12 protein-coding genes are annotated in these 16,507 nt (G+C 71.5%); 4 read left to right on the top strand and 8 right to left on the bottom strand.

The annotated features are described in order from the left end of the window. The first annotated feature begins 152 nt into the window (after nucleotides 1–152). From ACE101_RS17115 to ACE101_RS17130, 4 genes are all read left to right on the top strand, one after another. Entirely contained in the window at nucleotides 153–5,075 is a 4,923-nt protein-coding gene (locus tag ACE101_RS17115) for a choice-of-anchor I family protein (RefSeq protein ID WP_379131758.1), read from the top strand. Nucleotides 5,076–5,228: 153 nt separating this feature from the next. Continuing rightward, nucleotides 5,229–8,171, top strand: coding sequence for a 5'-nucleotidase C-terminal domain-containing protein (locus ACE101_RS17120; RefSeq protein WP_379131761.1), 2,943 nt, complete (start codon nucleotides 5,229–5,231; stop codon nucleotides 8,169–8,171). A gap of 87 nt (nucleotides 8,172–8,258) precedes the next feature. Then, nucleotides 8,259–9,110, top strand: a complete 852-nt coding sequence (locus ACE101_RS17125; protein ID WP_379131762.1) for a nucleotidyltransferase family protein — start codon at nucleotides 8,259–8,261, stop codon at nucleotides 9,108–9,110. Between the two features lie 3 nt (nucleotides 9,111–9,113). After that, on the top strand, nucleotides 9,114–9,848 hold the full coding sequence (locus tag ACE101_RS17130) for a metallophosphoesterase family protein (protein WP_379131764.1): 735 nt from the start codon (nucleotides 9,114–9,116) through the stop codon (nucleotides 9,846–9,848). On the opposite strand, the gene ACE101_RS17135 is transcribed toward ACE101_RS17130, so the two are convergent. From ACE101_RS17135 to ACE101_RS17170, 8 genes are all read right to left on the bottom strand, one after another. After that, entirely contained in the window at nucleotides 9,849–10,835 is a 987-nt protein-coding gene (locus ACE101_RS17135) for an SDR family oxidoreductase (RefSeq protein ID WP_379131767.1), read from the bottom strand. An 80-nt stretch (nucleotides 10,836–10,915) separates the two neighbouring features. Further along, entirely contained in the window at nucleotides 10,916–11,716 is an 801-nt protein-coding gene (locus ACE101_RS17140; protein WP_379131769.1) for a transporter substrate-binding domain-containing protein, read from the bottom strand. 99 nt (nucleotides 11,717–11,815) lie between these two features. Continuing rightward, a complete protein-coding gene (locus ACE101_RS17145; RefSeq protein WP_379131772.1) occupies nucleotides 11,816–12,544 on the bottom strand; it encodes an amino acid ABC transporter ATP-binding protein in 729 nt (242 codons plus the stop codon). Then, nucleotides 12,519–13,178, bottom strand: coding sequence for an amino acid ABC transporter permease (locus ACE101_RS17150; RefSeq protein ID WP_379131774.1), 660 nt, complete (start codon nucleotides 13,176–13,178; stop codon nucleotides 12,519–12,521). The genes ACE101_RS17145 and ACE101_RS17150 overlap by 26 nt, the downstream gene beginning before the upstream one ends. 14 nt (nucleotides 13,179–13,192) lie before the next feature. Then, a complete protein-coding gene (locus ACE101_RS17155; RefSeq protein ID WP_379131776.1) occupies nucleotides 13,193–13,876 on the bottom strand; it encodes an amino acid ABC transporter permease in 684 nt (227 codons plus the stop codon). Between the two features lie 10 nt (nucleotides 13,877–13,886). Beyond that, the gene (gene kduD / locus ACE101_RS17160) at nucleotides 13,887–14,639 is read right to left on the bottom strand and encodes a 2-dehydro-3-deoxy-D-gluconate 5-dehydrogenase KduD (RefSeq protein WP_379131778.1); all 753 of its coding nucleotides are present in this window, start codon (nucleotides 14,637–14,639) and stop codon (nucleotides 13,887–13,889) included. Nucleotides 14,640–14,652: 13 nt separating this feature from the next. Beyond that, nucleotides 14,653–15,498 (bottom strand): 5-dehydro-4-deoxy-D-glucuronate isomerase, encoded by an 846-nt coding sequence (kduI, locus tag ACE101_RS17165; RefSeq protein ID WP_379131781.1) that lies wholly within the window; start codon nucleotides 15,496–15,498, stop codon nucleotides 14,653–14,655. A 2-nt stretch (nucleotides 15,499–15,500) separates the two neighbouring features. Then, nucleotides 15,501–16,265: a GntR family transcriptional regulator gene (locus ACE101_RS17170; protein ID WP_379131784.1), complete on the bottom strand. Its 765-nt coding sequence runs from the start codon at nucleotides 16,263–16,265 to the stop codon at nucleotides 15,501–15,503. Nucleotides 16,266–16,507 lie beyond the last annotated feature (242 nt).

Consider the following 16,507-nt stretch of genomic DNA (forward strand, 5'->3'; position numbering starts at 1 on the left):
ATCGATCTGTCGCACAGTCCAGCTATCGCTCCCGGCCACGGTTCGCGGCAACGAGAGCGGATGCGGCGCACCGGATTCGCAGGGGGCGTCGGCGGCCCCCGCCCGCGGCCGCGCCATCCCGCGCGCCGCGCCATGCGCCCCGGAGTGCTCGAATGACCGCGGTCCCCCACGTCCTCGCCAACGGTGACTTCTCGCAGACCTGGAGCGATGCCGGCCTGATCACCGGCAACGACGACTGGTCCAAGGTCGCGGGCATCGTCGGCTACCGCGGCGACGACGTCACCGCGGCGGTGGGGGCCGATCCGCAGACCCTCACCGGCGACGGCACCGTGACGGTGGACGTCAATGCCGACCAGACCAGCCCGAACGCCTTCACCTCCGGCGGCGTCACCGAATTCGCGCTCGCGAACCCGACCGTCGCGCTCGCCGGCTCGGGCACGGCGGATGCGCCGAATCTCGTCATCCACCTCGATTCCCGCGGGCGCAGCGACGTCGCCGTCGCCTACACGCTTCGCGACCTGGAGGACGGGCCGGACAACGCCGCCCAGGCGGTGGCGCTCCAGTACCGCATCGGCGATGCGGGGGCCTGGACCAACGTTCCGGCGGGCTTCGTGGCGGATGCCACCACCGGCCCGAACAGCGCCGGGCCGGACATCCGCGTCCAGGCGGTGCTGCCCGCCGCCGCCAGCAACCAGGCGGCGTTGCAGGTCCGCATCATCACGGCGAACGCCACCGGCAACGACGAGTGGGTCGGGATCGACGACATCGCGGTGACGAGCAAGGCGGGCGGGACGGCCCCCGCGGCGCCGACCCTGCTCGCCGCCGCTCCCTCGCTCGCCGGCTCCGTCACCGCGCCGGTCGGCACCGGCAGCCTCGTGATGACGCGCCTCGGCTCCATCGCGGCCTCCGGCACCAACACCGCCGATGGCGGCGCCGAGGTGGTGTCCTTCGATCCGGCCACCGCGCAGCTCTATTCGCTCAACGCCCGCGACGGCCGCGTCGACGTGACCCGGATCGGCGCGGACGGCGCGCTCACCCGCACGGGCAGCATCACGCTCACGGGGCTGCCCGGCTACGGCGCGGCGAACACGGTGGCGGTGAAGAACGGCGTCGTGGCGGTCGGCTACCAGAACGCCGATCCGCGCCAGAACGGCGCCGTCGCCTTCTTCGACGCGAAGACCCTCGCCGCCCTGCGCGACCCGGTCACGGTCGGCAACCTGCCCGACCAGCTCAGCGTCAACGCCGCCGGCACCAAGATCGTGGTCGCCAACGAGGGCGAGCGCGCCACGGTCGGCGGCACGCCAATCAACCCGACCGGCTCGGTCTCGCTGATCGACCTCACGGGCGGCGTCGCCGCCGCCACGGTGGCGACCTATGATTTCGGCGCCCTCGCGGGCCAGGAGGCGGCCCTGCGCGCCGCCGGCATCCGGCTGCCCGCGGGCGCCGACGCCATCGCCGACATCGAGCCCGAATACACCACGATCAGCGGCACCACCGCCTACGTCACCCTGCAGGAGGCCAATGCCGTCGCGGTGTTCGACATCGCGGGCAAGGCCCCGGTCCTGAAGGCCCTGAAGCCCCTCGGCGCCATCGACCACTCGCTCGCCGGCAACGAGCTCGACGCCTCCGACGACGGCCCGGCCACCCCGGCCTCGATCCGGCTGCGCAACGAGCCGATCCTCGGCCTGCCGATGCCGGACGCCATCGCGAGCTTCACGGCGGCGGACGGCAAGGTCTACGTCGTCACCGCCAACGAGGGCGATGCGCGCAGCGACGACAGCGACGTGGCCCGCCTCAAGACGCGCACTCTCGACCCGGCCGCCTTCCCGAACGCCGCGACGCTGAGGCGGGATGCCGAACTCGGCCGCCTCAACGTCTCGACCATCGACGGCGACACCGACGGGGACGGCGACCTCGACACGATCTACGCCTTCGGCGGGCGCGGCATCTCGATCTACCGTCAGGAGAGCGACGGCACGATCACCAAGGTGCGCGAGACCGGCGGCGAGTTCGAGAAGATCATCGCCCGCGACGCGGCCGCGATCTTCAACCAGAACCAGGGCAACGGGCAGGTCGACGACCGCTCCGACGACAAGGGGCCGGAGCCCGAGGGCGTCACCATCGGCACCATCGCGGGCCGCACCTACGCCTTCGTGGGCCTGGAGCGCGTCGGCGGCGTGATGGTCTACGACGTCACCGTGCCGGCCGAGGCGCAGTTCGTCACCTTCCAGCAGCCGGCGAGCGGGCGCACGGACGCGGCGCCGGAGGTGCTCACCTTCATCTCCGCCGCCGACAGCCCGACCGGCCAGGCCCTCGTCGTGACCGCGAACGAGGTCGGCAACACCACCACCGTCTATCAGGTGGCCCCGAAGCTCACCGCCATCCCGCAGATCCAGGGCGCGGGCGCGGCCTCGCCGCTGGCGGGCCAGCCGGTCGCCACCTCCGGCATCGTGACGGCGGTCGCCAGCAACGGCTTCTATCTCCAAGACCCGGCCGGGGACGGCAACGCCGCCACCTCGGACGCCCTGTTCGTGTTCACCGGCGGCCGGCCCACCGTGACGGCGGGCGATGCGGCGACGGTGGCGGGGCAAGTGCAGGAATTCCTGCCCTCCGGCGCGGCCCCCGGCTCGCTCCCGGTGACGCAGATCGGCGGCGGCGTCTCGGTGAGCGTGCAGTCGCGCGGCAACGCCCTGCCGGCCGCGGTGCGGATCGGCGGGGAGGGCGGCCTGACGCCGCCCGCGGCGGATCTGGCGGCGGGCAGCGCCTTCTGGGAGAGCCTGGAGGGCATGCGCGTCACCGTGGCGGCCCCCCTCGCGACGGGGCCGATCAACGGCTTCGGCGAGATCTTCGCGGTGGCCGGCAACGGCGCGGGCGCCTCGGGGCTCGCTGCCGGCGGCAACCTGCTGATCCGCGGCGGCGACCCGGTGCTCGGCTTCACCAACACCCAGAACGGCGACCTCAACCCCGAGCGCATCCGCCTCGATCCGGGGCTCGGCGTCGCGCTGCCGTCCGTGAACACGGGCGCGCGCCTCAACGACGTCACGGGCATCGTCAATTACAGCTTCGGCAATTACGAGGTCCTGGCGACGGACCCGGTCACGGTCGCGGCGGCGAGCCCGAAGGTGAAGACCGGCGGCACCCTCACCGGGGACGCCGACCACCTGCTCGTGGCGAGCTACAACGCCGAGAACCTCGATCCCACCGACGGGACCGCGCGCTTCGCCACCATCGCCTCCGAGGTGCTGGGCCGGCTCAACGCCCCGGACGTGATCGCCCTGCAGGAGATCCAGGACGATGACGGGCCGGGCAACACCGCCTCGACCGTCACCTCGGCCGCGCGGACGCTGCAACTCCTCATCGAGGCCATCGCGGCGGCGGGCGGCCCGGCCTACGCCTTCATCGACAACACCTTCATCGGCGACGACACCAATGGCGGCGAGCCGGGCGGCAACATCCGCACCGCCTTCCTCTACCGCACCGACCGGGTGAGCCTCGCGCCGGGCTCGGTGCGCACGGTCGCGGCGAATGGCAGCGCGATCGCGAGCGGCACCGACCAGCAGACCAACCGGGACAACCCCTTCTACGGCTCGCGGCCACCGCTCGCCGCCGACTTCGTCTTCAACGACGAGACCGTGACGGTGGTGAGCAACCACTTCACCTCGAAGGGCGGCAGCGGCGCCCTGTTCGGTACCGAGCAGCCGCCCTTCGACGCGGGCGAGGTGGCGCGGGCCGCGCAGGCGCAGGCGGTCAACACCTTCGTGGACGGGATCCTGGGCGCCAACCCGCAGGCCCGGGTCGTGGTGGCGGGCGACCTCAACGATTTCGGCTTCGAGGAGCCGCTCACGGTCCTGAAGGGCGAGGCGACGCTCACCGGCTACACGGCCGCCGGGACGGGCGCCACCCTCACCCGCGGCGGCACCGCGGTGCTGAGCGATCTTCAGGACACGCTGCCGGAGAGCCAGCGCTACGACTACGTCTTCGAGGGCAATTCCGAGACCCTCGACCACATGCTGGTCACGAACCGGCTGGCGGCGGGCGCCCAGTTCGAGCCCGTGCACATCAACGCCGACTTCGCCGACCAGACGAGCGACCACGATCCGCTGCTCGCGCGCTTCGGCATCCCGGCGGTGGGCCGCTCGGTCGCCGGCACGGCGGGGCCGGAGACGCTCACCGGCGGCGCGGGCGCGGACACGATCCGCGCTGCCGCCGGTGGCGACACCATCACCGGCCTCGCGGGCGCCGACCAGCTCTTCGGCGAGGACGGGGACGACACGGTCTCGGGGGGTGCGGGCAACGACTTCGTCTCGGGCGGCTTCGGCGCCGACAGCGTCTCGGGCGAGGCCGGCGACGACCTCGTCTTCGGTGACGACGACGATGACGTCGTCGATGGCGGCGCCGGCAACGACCGCGTCTACGGCGGCACCGGCACCGATCGCGTCTTCGGCTCGGCCGGCAATGACCAGGTCTTCGGCCAGGACGGCAACGACTTCGTGGCCGGCGGCGCGGGCAACGACTTCGTCTCGGGCGGCTACGGCAACGACGAGGTGCACGGCGAGGCCGGCAACGACCTCCTGTTCGGCGACGAGGGCGACGACGCGGTCTACGGCGAGGAGGGCAACGACCTCGCCTATGGCGGGCGGGGCAACGACCTGCTGACCGGGGATGCGGGCAGCGACCAGCTGTTCGGGCAGGAGGGCGACGACGTGCTCCTGGGCGGGACGGGATCGGATGACCTGTCGGGGGGGCTGGGCAACGACCAGCTGTTCGGGGGCGAGGGGTCGGACCTTCTGTTCGGGAACGCGGGCAACGACGCGCTGTCGGGCGGTCTGGGCCCGGACGTGTTCGGGTACGGGCGCGGGGACGGTCAGGACGTGATCCGGGACTTCGTGACGGGGGGCTCGGAGCGGGACGTGATCGCGTTCAACGGCGGTCTGTTCGGGTCGTTCGCGGCGGTTCAGGCGGCGACGCAGCAGGTCGGGTCGGACGCGGTGATCGCGGCGGGACCGGGCGACACGCTGACCTTGCAGAACGTGCAGGCGGCGAGCCTGACCGAGCGCAACTTCACCTTCGCCTGACGGACAGCGGCGGCGGACGCCGCCGCGCTTCATCGGGGCGTCATCGGCCCCGCTTAACGCAGCAGAGACAATCGATACCGAGCGGCAACATGCCGGGCGGGTGGATGCTCCGCGGGGGCGGCCGTCTCGCCGGACACGACGGGGAAGGGTCCCATGGCTAATTACACGCTCCAGCTCCTGCACATGTCGGACGGCGAGGGCTCGACCCTCTCGACCCGGACCGCCCCGATCATGGGCGCGCTGATCGACCGGTTCGACAACCAATATGCCAACACCCTGGTGCTCGCCGGTGGCGACAACTTCATCCCGGGCCCGTTCCTGACGGCCGGCGCCGACCCGTCCCTCAACCGCGTCGTCGGTGCGACCGCGCTCGCACGCCCCGACATCGCCATCTACAACGCCTTCGGGGTCAAGGCCTCGACGCTGGGCAACCACGACTTCGACCTCGGCTCCCAGACCCTCGCCGACGCGATCACCCCCGCGGGCACCTGGGCGGGCGCGCAGTTCCCCTATCTCTCGGCCAATCTCGACTTCTCGGGCGACGCCGCCCTGCGCGGACGGGTGACCGCCGCCGGCCAGGAGACCTCCTCCATCGCGGGCCGCATCGCCCCCTCGGCGATCGTCACCCTCAACGGCCAGAAGGTCGGCATCGTCGGCGCCACGACCCAGGTGCTGGAGCGCATCTCCTCGCCCACCGGCACCGAGGTGAACGGCTTCCCGAAGACCGGCGAGGCCGGCGACAACCTGGTCGAGCGGGACGACATGGCGCTGCTGGCGAGCCAGTTGCAGCCGGTGATCGACGGCCTGATCGCCCAGGGCGTCAACAAGGTAGTGCTCGACAGCCACCTGCAGCTTCTCTCGAACGAGCAGGCCCTCGCGCCCCTGCTGCGCGGCGTCGACATCATCCTGGCGGCGGGCTCGCACACCCGGCTCGGCGATGCTACCGACGTGCCGGCCGCCTTCCCGGGCCACGACGCCACCTATGCCGGTCCCTACCCGATCGTGACCGCGGGCGCGGACGGCGCGCCGACCCTGATCGTCGCGACCGACAGCGAATCCACCTATCTCGGCCGTCTCGTGGTCGATTTCGACGAGAGCGGTCGGCTCGTCCCGGGCAGCCTCAACCCGGCCGTCAGCGGCACCTACGCCTCGACCCAGGCGACCCTCCAGGCCGCCTACGGCAGCGACATCGCCCAGGCCTTCGCCCCGGGCTCGATCGGCGCCAAGGTCCAGCAGATCACCGGCGCGGTCGATTCGGTGATCCGCACCAAGGAGAGCACCGTCTACGGCTTCACGGACGTGTATCTGGAGGGCGACCGCGCCTTCGGCCGTGCCCAGGAGACCAATCTCGGCGACCTCTCCGCGGATGCGAACGCGGCCGCCGCCGCCCGGGCGGTGACGAACCAGCCCTACATCGTCTCCCTGAAGAACGGCGGCGGCATCCGCGCCTCGATCGGCTCCGTGAATGCCGGCGGCGGCAACGATCCGAATGCCGGCGCCAAGCTGCCGCCCGCCGCCAACGCGGCGGCCGGCAAGCCCGAGAGCGGCGTGTCGCAGCTCGACGTCGAGAACGCGCTGCGCTTCGACAACAAGCTGATGGTGTTCGACACCACGGCCCAGGGCCTCAAGAACATCCTCGAATACGGCGCCGGCCTTGCGCCGGGCAATGGCGGCTACCCGCAGATCGGCGGCGTCAAGTTCTCCTACGACGCCTCGCAGCCGGCCGGCTCCAAGGTGCGCAGCATCGCGCTCACCGACGAGGCCGGCACGGTGATCGCCAAGGTGGTGGAGAACGGCGCGGTCGTCGCCAACGCACCCTCGCGGATCAGCGTCGTCTCGCTGAACTTCACCGCCAATGGCGGCGACGGCTACCCGACCAAGCAGAACGGCGACAACTTCCGCTACCTGCTCTCCGACGGCACGCTCTCGGCCCCGGTCGACAAGTCCCTCGACTTCACGGCGGCGGCCAACGTGCCGGCCAACGTGGTCGGCGAGCAGGCGGCCTTCGAGACCTACATGCAAAGCCGCCACGCCACGGCCGACAAGGCCTATGCCGTCGCTGACACGCCGGCCTCCGAGGATCTTCGCATCCAGAACCTCGGCGTGCGCGCCGATACGGTGTTCAATTCCGGCCGCTTCGGCAAGGCCGGGGCCGACAGCCTCACGGGCACCTCGGGCGCCGACGACATCTTCGGCTACGACGGCAATGACACCCTGCTCGGGGGCGACGGCAACGACGCGATCCGCGGCGGCGCGGATGCCGATCAGGCCTTCGGCCAGAACGGGGACGACACGGTCTCGGGGGGTGCGGGCAACGACTTCGTCTCGGGCGGCTTCGGCGCCGACAGCGTCTCGGGCGAGGCCGGCGACGACCTCGTCTTCGGTGACGACGACGATGACGTCGTCGATGGCGGCGCCGGCAACGACCGCGTCTACGGCGGCACCGGCACCGATCGCGTCTTCGGCTCGGCCGGCAATGACCAGGTCTTCGGCCAGGACGGCAACGACTTCGTGGCCGGCGGCGCGGGCAACGACTTCGTCTCGGGCGGCTACGGCAACGACGAGGTGCACGGCGAGGCCGGCAACGACCTCCTGTTCGGCGACGAGGGCGACGACGCGGTCTACGGCGAGGAGGGCAACGACCTCGCCTATGGCGGGCGGGGCAACGACCTGCTGACCGGGGATGCGGGCAGCGACCAGCTGTTCGGGCAGGAGGGCGACGACGTGCTCCTGGGCGGGACGGGATCGGATGACCTGTCGGGGGGGCTGGGCAACGACCAGCTGTTCGGGGGCGAGGGGTCGGACCTTCTGTTCGGGAACGCGGGCAACGACGCGCTGTCGGGCGGTCTGGGCCCGGACGTGTTCGGGTACGGGCGCGGGGACGGTCAGGACGTGATCCGGGACTTCGTGACGGGGGGCTCGGAGCGGGACGTGATCGCGTTCAACGGCGGTCTGTTCGGGTCGTTCGCGGCGGTTCAGGCGGCGACGCAGCAGGTCGGGTCGGACGCGGTGATCGCGGCGGGACCGGGCGACACGCTGACCTTGCAGAACGTGCAGGCGGCGAGCCTGACCGAGCGCAACTTCACCTTCGCCTGACCAAGGGTGGCGCACTCGGGCGCCGCCTCATCCGACGCGCGGGCGGCCTTCGAGGAACCGGGGCCGCCCGCGCTCCGTTGGAGCGGGATGCCGGATCACCGCGCCCCGGATCACCACGCCCCGGACGAACGCGCGCCCGACGACCAAGCGGCCTTGCCGCAGGTCGTCGCGCGGGCGGAACCCACGCATGCCGATCCGGCCGCCGAGGGCTTCTACGCCGAGGCGATCGCTGAACTCGTCGCCTCGGGCCTGCCCTTCCTCCTCGCCGGCACCTACGCGCTCAGCGCCTATACGGGGATCGTGCGCGAGACGAAGGATCTCGACGTCTTCTGCAAGGCGGGCGACGCGCCGCGCATCCTCGTCCACTTCCAGAACCTCGGCTACCGGGTGGTGATCGAGGACGAGCGCTGGCTCGGCAAGGTGTTCCGGGGCCGGCTGTTCTTCGACGTGATCTACGCCTCGCCGAGCGGGGCGACCCCGGTGACGGAGGCGTGGTTCGCGCATGCCCGGCAGATCGAGGCCTTCGGCCGCACCGTGCACATCATCGGCCCGACCGAACTCGTCTGGTCGAAGGCCTTCATCCAGATGCGCCACCGCTTCGACGGCGCCGACGTGGCGCACACGATCCTGCGGGCGCACGAGGCGATCGATTGGAGGCGGCTGCTCGCCTACATGGAGCAGCACTGGGAGCTGCTGCTCATCCATCTCCTCGCCTTCCGCTGGATCTACCCGACCGAGCGCGAGGTGGTGCCGGGCTGGCTCCTCGACGAACTCCTGGGCCGGCTCGCCACCCAACGCCAATTGCCCCCGCCGGAGATGAAGATCTGCCGCGGCCGCATGCTGTCGCGGGTCGATTACGCCACCGACGTCACCGACTGGGGCTACGCCGATCTCGGCGGCGAGGGCGCGTGGCGCGACGGCACCACGGAGAGATCCTGAGAGATGGCTGAAGACACGGCCGACCGCACCGGCAGGCTCAAGGTCGCCGCCATCGGCGACCTCCACGTCAGGGCGGAGGGGCAGACCTCCTACCGGGAACTGTTCGGGGAGATCGCGCGGGAGGCCGACGTGCTGGTCCTCGCCGGCGACCTCACCGATCTCGGCACCGCCCGCGAGGCGGAGATCCTCGCGGAGGATCTGCGCGCCTGCGCGATCCCGGTGGTCGGGGTGCTCGGCAACCACGATCACGAATCCGGCACGCCCGAGGAGGTCTGCCGGATCCTGCGCCAGACCGGGATGCGGCTCCTCGACGGGCAGTCGGTGGAGATCGAGGGCGTCGGCTTCGTCGGCGTGAAGGGCTTCGTGGGCGGGTTCGGCCGCTTCACCCTCGGCTCCTTCGGCGAGACGGCGATCAAGGATCTGGTGGCCGAGAGCCAGCGCGAGGCGATGCGGCTCGAGAATGCCATGCGGCACGTGGCGAGCCGCCGGGCCCTGGTGGTGCTGCATTACGCGCCCATCGCCGCGACGGTGCAGGGCGAGCCGCCCGAGATCTTCCCCTTCCTCGGCTCCTCGCGCCTCGCCGAGACGATCGACCGCTTCGAGGTCACGGCCGTGGTGCACGGCCACGCCCATCGGGGCAGCTTCGAGGGCCGCACGCCGGGCGGGGTGCCAGTCTACAACGTCGCGATCCAGATCCCGAAGCCGAACGGCCGGCGCTACGCGCTGCTGGAACTGTGATCAGCGCGACCGCGCCGCCGCCCGGGTCGAGGCGAGGAGCATCAGGCCCGCCGCGCCGATGACGGCACCCACCGTGCTGAGCGTCCGGGCCGAGGGGACGCCCTTGCGGGCCCGCCAGCCGCCGCTCGTCCGCGGCCGCTCCGCCACGGGTTCGCGGATCGCCCCGTGGGTGACCGGCGCCGGCCGCGCCCGGTCGAGGGCGCGGTGGACGGCGATGCCCATCAGGTGCTCGGTCGGTCCGGGGGCGAGGGCGTAGGCGGCCTGGGCGAGGCGGGCGGGCCAGCCCACCGCCACCTCGTCGTGGGGATGGCGGGCGAGGTCGACGAAGGTCTCGGCCACGTCCTCGGGCGCGTAGACGAGGGGGCCGGTATCGATCCGGCGCCCCGAGACGTTGGCCCCGTGCTCAAGCCCGGGCGTGTCCACCATGGCCGGGAAGACCGAGCAGACATGGATGTGGGGATGGCGCCGCAACTCCTGGCGCAGGCTCGCGGTGAAGCCGCGCAGGCCGAACTTGCTCGCCGTATAGGCCGCCGCGAAGGGGGCGGGCGCCCAGCCGCCGAGCGAGATGGTGGTGATCAGCGTGCCGCGGCCCTGGCGCAGGAAGTAGGGGAGGGCGGCGTAGGCGCCGTGGACCCCGCCGAGCAGGTTGATCGCGATGGTGCGGCGGTGGAGGTCGAGGGGCGCGTCCTGGAACGGCCCGAACACCCCCGTGCCGGCATTGTTGATCCAGACGTCGAGGCTGCCGAAAGCCTCGTGCGCCGCGCGGGCGAGATGCTCCACCGCCTCCGGGTCGGTGACGTCGGTCGGCACGGGGATCGCCTTGCCGCCCTCCGCGCGGCACTCCCGCGCCAGATCCTCCAGCGCCTCGCGGCGGCGGGCGGCCAGCGCCACCCGGGCGCCCCGCCGGGCGAAGGCGAGAGCGGCGGCACGGCCGATGCCGCTCGATGCGCCGGTGATCACCACCGTGGCGTGGCGCAGATCGGTCATGCGGGGCTCCGGGTCGGAGGGCGTCGCAAGCGAGAACCCGCCCCCCGGGCCCGATGTTCCGGTCCGTGGCCGGTCGCCCGTCAGCCGCGCTGGACGAGGTCCGCCGGCAGGTCGCGGCCGTGGAACTGGCGGAAGACCGTGTTGAGGCGTCCGCTCTCCATGTTGGTGCGCACCCAGTCGTTGAGCCAGGTCTTCAGCTTGTCCTCGCCCTGCGGCAGGGCGATGCCGAGGTTGAGTTCGCTCTGCACGAACTTGGTCTCGAAGGGCTTGTCCGCCCGCTTCTCGTTCATCACCGCGACCACGGCCTCCTGGGTCGAGACGAGATCGACCTGCCCCGACACCGCGGCGGTGATGAGCGTGGCGTCGTCCTCGAAGCGCACGATCTCGGCGCCCTTGGCGTTCTGGGTCACCAGCATGTCGTTGACGGTGGCGCGGGTGACGCCGATGCGCTTGCCGACGATGTCCGGATAGCCCTTCACGGCGAGGCCGGGCGCGCCCGCCACGATGATGTTGAGCGTGGCGTAGGGCACCGTGAAGTCGATGACCTTCTTGCGCTCCGGCGTGACCGCGAGGCTGGCGACCAGGATGTCGGCCTTGCGGGTCTGGATGGTCGGCACCCGGGCCGCGTTGGTGATCTGCACGAGGTCGAGGGTGGCCCCGAGATCCTGGGCGATGAGCTTGGCGGTCTCGACGTCCGAGCCGGTGGGCTTCAGGTCCTTGTCGATGAAGGCGAAGCGCGGGATGCCGATGGCGACCGCGATGCGGACCTTCCTGGCCTTGCGGATGTCGTCCAGGCTCTCGGCCCGGGCGAGGGGGGCTGCGCCGACGAGGCCGGCGGCGGTCAGCGTGAGCAGGGCGCCGCGGCGGGTGAGATGGGTCATGGCGTTTCCTCCTGATGTCGTGTTCGTCGTTCGATGATCCGGGCGGGTGCCGATGCCAGCGGGCCGATGGAGCGGCGCCGCCCCGTCGGATCGTCCGGCTCACAGCTCCGAGGCGAGGAACGTCCTCAGTTCCGGCGTCTGCGGCGCGGTCAGCATCGCCCCCGGGCCGGTCTCCCAGACCTTGCCCGTGTGCATGAAGATCACCCGGTTCGCGACGCGGCGGGCGAAGCCCATCTCGTGCGTCACGCAGATCATGGTCATGCCGCCGCGGGCGAGCGCCTCCATCACCTTCAGCACCTCCCCCGTCAGGTGCGGGTCGAGGGCCGAGGTGACCTCGTCGAACAACATCACCTTGGGCTGCATGGCGAGGGACCGCGCGATGGCGACGCGCTGCTGCTGCCCCCCCGAGAGCTGCTCCGGATAGGCGTCGATCTTGTCGGCGAGCCCCACCCGCGCGAGCGCCTCCTCGGCGAGCGCGCGGGCCTCCCGGCCGGGCGTGCGCTTCACCCGGCGGGGCGCCAGCGTGATGTTCTCGGCCACCGTCAGGTGCGGGAACAGGTTGTAGCTCTGGAACACCATGCCGACGTCCCGGCGCAGGGCCCGCAGGTCGAGGGCGGGATCGTCCACCCGCCGGCCGCAGACCTCGATCTCGCCGGACTGGATCGCCTCCAGCCGGTTGATGCAGCGCAGGGCCGTGCTCTTGCCCGAGCCGCTCGGGCCGATCACCGCGACGACCTCCCCGGCCGTCACCTCGAAGCTCACGCCCTTCAGCACCTCCACCGGGCCGAAGCGCTTGTGCACGTCACGCAGGCTGACGACGGCCGACATTGAGCCTCCTTTCGAGCCTGCGGCTCCAGCGCGAGAGCGGGTAGCAGAGGGCGAAGTACAGGCAGCCCGCCAGCCCGAAGACCAGGAAGGGCTGGAACACCGAGTTGTTGATGAGCTGGCTCGCCCGGGTGAGCTCCACGAAGCCGACCACCGAGGCGAGCGAGGTGCTCTTGAGCACCTGCACGAAGAAGCCGACCGTGGGCGGCACCGCGATGCGGGCGGCCTGGGGCAGGACCACGTCGACGAGCACCTGCCAGCGCGACAGGGCGAGGCACTCGGCCGCCTCGGATTGCGTGCGCGGCACCGCCTCGACGCAGCCGCGCCAGATCTCGCCCAGGAAGGCGCTGCAATAGATCATCAGCGAGAGCGCGGCGGCGACGAGCGGCGACAGCTCGATGCCGACGACGCCGAGGCCGAAATAGACGCAGAACAACAGGATCAGGAGCGGCAGGCCCTGGATCACCTGTACGTAGGCGAAGGAGACCCGGCGCAGCCAGGCCGAGCGGGCCGTGCGCAGGAGCATCACGCCGAAGCCCGCGAGGCTCCCCAGCACGAAGGCGAGCCCCGAGAGCACCACCGTCCAGAGGACGCCCTCCAGGAGGAAGACGAGGTGGTTGAGGGAGAAGCTGTCCATGCCGCGTCCCTCCCCTAGAGCGCCGTGCCGAGCCGGCGGCGGCGGGGAAACAGCACCTGGGCGAGCGCGTGGAAGGCGAGCTTCAGGAGCAGGGCCAGCAGCAGGTAGAGGCCCGCCACCACGAGGTAGGTCTCGAAGCTGCGGAAGGTGACCGAGGTGATGTTGTTGGCCACCGCCGTCAGCTCCTCGGCGGAGATCTGCGAGGTCACCGAGGAGGCGAGCATCATCAGCACGAACTGGCTGGTGAGCGCCGGATAGACCCGCTCCAGGGCCGGGCGCAGGATGATGTCCCAGTAGATCTGGGCGCGGGTGAGCCCGAGCGATTCGGCGGCCTCGATCTGGCCGTGCGGGATGGTGTCCATGCCCGCCCGCACGATCTCGCCCGTATAGGCCCCGACATTGATGACGAGGGTGAGGATGGCGGCGGCCAGCACCGGCAGCCGCATCCCGACGCTGGAGAGCCCGAAGAAGATGAAGAAGATCTGGATCAGGTAGGGGGTGTTGCGGACCGTCTCGACATAGGCGCCGCAGGCCCCCGCGATCCAGGCCCGCGGGCTGCGCCGTCCGATGGCGCACAGGACGCCGATGACGAGGCCGAGGGCCGTGGCGACGGCGGTCATCTCCAGCGTCGTCAGCGCTCCCATCAGGAAGTCCGGCCAGTATTCGACCAGGGCCTCGAAGTCGAAATGGTAGCGCATCGGCGGCTCCTCAGCGCGCGAGCCAGCCGCCGTCGACCGGCAGGAGGATGCCGTGCACGTAGTCGGCGGCCGGCGAGGCGAGGAAGACCGCCGCCCCGCCGAGGTCGCGGGGATCGCCCCAGCGCCCGGCGGGGATGCGGCCGAGGATCTGGCCGTTGCGCTCCGGGTCGGCCCGCAGGGGCGCGGTGTTGTTGGTGGCGAAGTAGCCCGGCGCGATGGCGTTGACGTTGATGCCCTGGCCCGCCCACTCGTTCGCCATCAGCCGCGTCAGCCCGGCGAGCCCGCTCTTCGAGGCCGTGTAGGACGCGATGCGGATGCCGCCCTGGAAGGACATCATCGAGGCGACGTGGATGATCTTGCCGCCGCGCCCCCGCTCCAGCATGCCGCGCGCGAAGCCCTGCGACAGGAAGAAGACCGACTTCAGGTTGACGTCGAGCACCGCATCCCAATCGTCTTCCGTGAAGTCGATGGCCGCGGCGCGCCGGATCGTGCCGGCGTTGTTGACCAAGATGTCGACAGGGCCCTCCTCGCTCGCCTCCGCGACGATGCGGGGGATGGGCTCCAGGCTGCCGAGATCGGCCGTGACGGCGCGGAAGCTGCGGCCGGTGGCGGCCACCGCCTCGCGGGTCTCGCCCATGTCCGAGCGGCCGACCGCGACGATGGCGGCGCCGGCCTCGGCCAGCGCCACCGCGATGCCGCGGCCGAGCCCGGTATTGGCGCCGGTGACGACGGCCCGGCGGCCGGTGAGATCGAAGGGATTCATCACGGCTCTCCCCTCAGCGCAGGTCGCTCATCGCGACCATGTCCATGTCCGTGTAGTCTTGGTTGTCGCCGCCCATCGCCCAGATGAAGGCGTAGTGGCTGGTGCCGACGCCGGAGTGGATCGACCAGCCGGGCGAGAGCACGGCCTGCTCGCTCCCCACCACGAGGTGGCGCGTCTCCTGCGGCTCGCCCATCAGGTGGAGGACCCGGGCATTGGGGTCGAGGTCGAAGTAGAGATAGACCTCGGAGCGCCGGTCATGGGTGTGGCAGGGCATCGTGTTCCAGGTGCTGCCGGGTTCGAGCTGGGTCAGGCCCATCACGAGCTGGCAGGAGGTGCAGACGCCCGGGATGATGTACTGGCGGATGGTGCGGCGGTTGCTGGTCGCCTGCTCGCCGATCTGCATGGTCTTGGCGCGGTCCTGCGGGATCAGGACGGTGGGATGGGCCGCATGCGCCGGGGTGCTGATGAGGTAGAACTTCGCCGGATTGGCGGGATCCCGGCTCTCGAAGGAGACCTCGCCCGCGCCCATCCCGATATAGAGCGCGTCGCGCGGGCCGACCTCGTGGCTCTGCCCGCCGACATGGACGCGGCCGGGGCCCCCGACATTGATGGTGCCGAGTTCCCGGCGGGCCAGGAAGGCGTCGGTGCCGACGGCCTTCGGGGTGGGCAGCACCAGCGGCTCCGCCCCCGGGGTGGCGCCGCCGACGACGAGCCGGTCGATGTGGCTGTAGGTCAGCAGCACCTCGCCCGGCGCGAACAGGCGCTCGATCAGGAAATGGCGGCGCAGCGTCTCCGTGTCGAAGCCGCGCACGGCCTCCGGATGGGCCACCTGGCGGATCTCGATCGTCGGTTCGGTCATGGTCACTCCATGGCTCCGGGGAGGCGCGGGCCGCTCCCGGACATGTCGAAGTAATCGGGGTTGAGGCCGGCGATGCCGCCGAGATCGGCGAGCAGGCCGTCGAGATGGGCGCTCATGGCGGCGCCGGCGGTGGCGGGCTCGCGGGCCCGGATGGCGTCGAGCACCGCGCGGTGCTCGACGAGCACGCGGTCGAAGCGGCCGGCCTGCGGCAGGGTCAGGCGCCGGAAGCGGTCGACCTGGATCTTCACCTGCTGGGTCAGCCGCCACAGGCCCGGATAGCCGGCCGCCGCCGCGACGGCGGCGTGGAAATCCTCGTCGCGCTGGTGGAAGGTCTCGCGATCCTGCGCGGCGGCGGCCGCGTCGAGCGCGGTCATGATGCGCTCCAGCCCAGCGAGGCCGGCCGGCGTGGCGTGCTCGGCGGCGAGCCGGGCGCTCGATTCCTCCAGGGCCCGGCGGATCACGATGACCTCCGGCAGGTCGCGATAGGGGATGCGGGCGACGTAGGTGCCGGCCTGGGGAAAGATCTCGACCAGCCCCTCGTCGGCGAGCTTCAGCACCGCCTCGTGCACGGGGGTGCGGCTCACGCCGTAGCGGGCGGCGATCTCCTTCTCGTTGATCGGCTGGCCGGGCAGCAGGGCGAGCGAGGCGATCCCGGCGCGCAGGTCCTGGCGGATCACGGTCGCGGCGGAGGGCGCCCGGCCCGGCCGCGGGGCGGACGGGATGCGGTTCGGCGCCTTGCGCATGATCGGCGTGGATGTGCCCGTCATCGCGTCACCCCTCGTCCGCCGGCGCTTGCCCGCACCGGTCCCGGAGGGCCTCCCTGACCCGAACCGTAAACTGATATATCAGATTTGCAAGAGGGAGGTTTGCAAGAGGGAGGTTTGCGGGAGGGAGATTGCGGGTCCATGCGCGCCCTTGTGTTCCGGCCTTGGCCGATGAGAGGTGTGGTGAAGGCGATGTCCTCGCTCGCAGCGTGCTGCCGGGAATCCCCGGGAATCCCCGAGAATCC

Source organism: Methylobacterium carpenticola (genome assembly GCF_042748905.1).
GTDB classification, from domain to species: domain Bacteria; phylum Pseudomonadota; class Alphaproteobacteria; order Rhizobiales; family Beijerinckiaceae; genus Methylobacterium; species Methylobacterium carpenticola.

Excerpts from the sequence above, each read along its gene's own strand:
- ACE101_RS17170 (WP_379131784.1), bottom strand. The coding sequence starts at position 16,265 with ATGACGGGCACATCCACGCCGATCATGCGCAAGGCGCCGAACCGCATC.
- ACE101_RS17125 (WP_379131762.1), top strand. The coding sequence starts at position 8,259 with ATGCCGGATCACCGCGCCCCGGATCACCACGCCCCGGACGAACGCGCG.
- ACE101_RS17155 (WP_379131776.1), bottom strand. The coding sequence starts at position 13,876 with ATGCGCTACCATTTCGACTTCGAGGCCCTGGTCGAATACTGGCCGGAC.
- kduD (WP_379131778.1), bottom strand. The coding sequence starts at position 14,639 with ATGAATCCCTTCGATCTCACCGGCCGCCGGGCCGTCGTCACCGGCGCC.
- ACE101_RS17150 (WP_379131774.1), bottom strand. The coding sequence starts at position 13,178 with ATGGACAGCTTCTCCCTCAACCACCTCGTCTTCCTCCTGGAGGGCGTC.
- ACE101_RS17120 (WP_379131761.1), top strand. The coding sequence starts at position 5,229 with ATGGCTAATTACACGCTCCAGCTCCTGCACATGTCGGACGGCGAGGGC.
- ACE101_RS17115 (WP_379131758.1), top strand. The coding sequence starts at position 153 with ATGACCGCGGTCCCCCACGTCCTCGCCAACGGTGACTTCTCGCAGACC.
- ACE101_RS17145 (WP_379131772.1), bottom strand. The coding sequence starts at position 12,544 with ATGTCGGCCGTCGTCAGCCTGCGTGACGTGCACAAGCGCTTCGGCCCG.
- kduI (WP_379131781.1), bottom strand. The coding sequence starts at position 15,498 with ATGACCGAACCGACGATCGAGATCCGCCAGGTGGCCCATCCGGAGGCC.
- ACE101_RS17135 (WP_379131767.1), bottom strand. The coding sequence starts at position 10,835 with ATGACCGATCTGCGCCACGCCACGGTGGTGATCACCGGCGCATCGAGC.
- ACE101_RS17140 (WP_379131769.1), bottom strand. The coding sequence starts at position 11,716 with ATGACCCATCTCACCCGCCGCGGCGCCCTGCTCACGCTGACCGCCGCC.
- ACE101_RS17130 (WP_379131764.1), top strand. The coding sequence starts at position 9,114 with ATGGCTGAAGACACGGCCGACCGCACCGGCAGGCTCAAGGTCGCCGCC.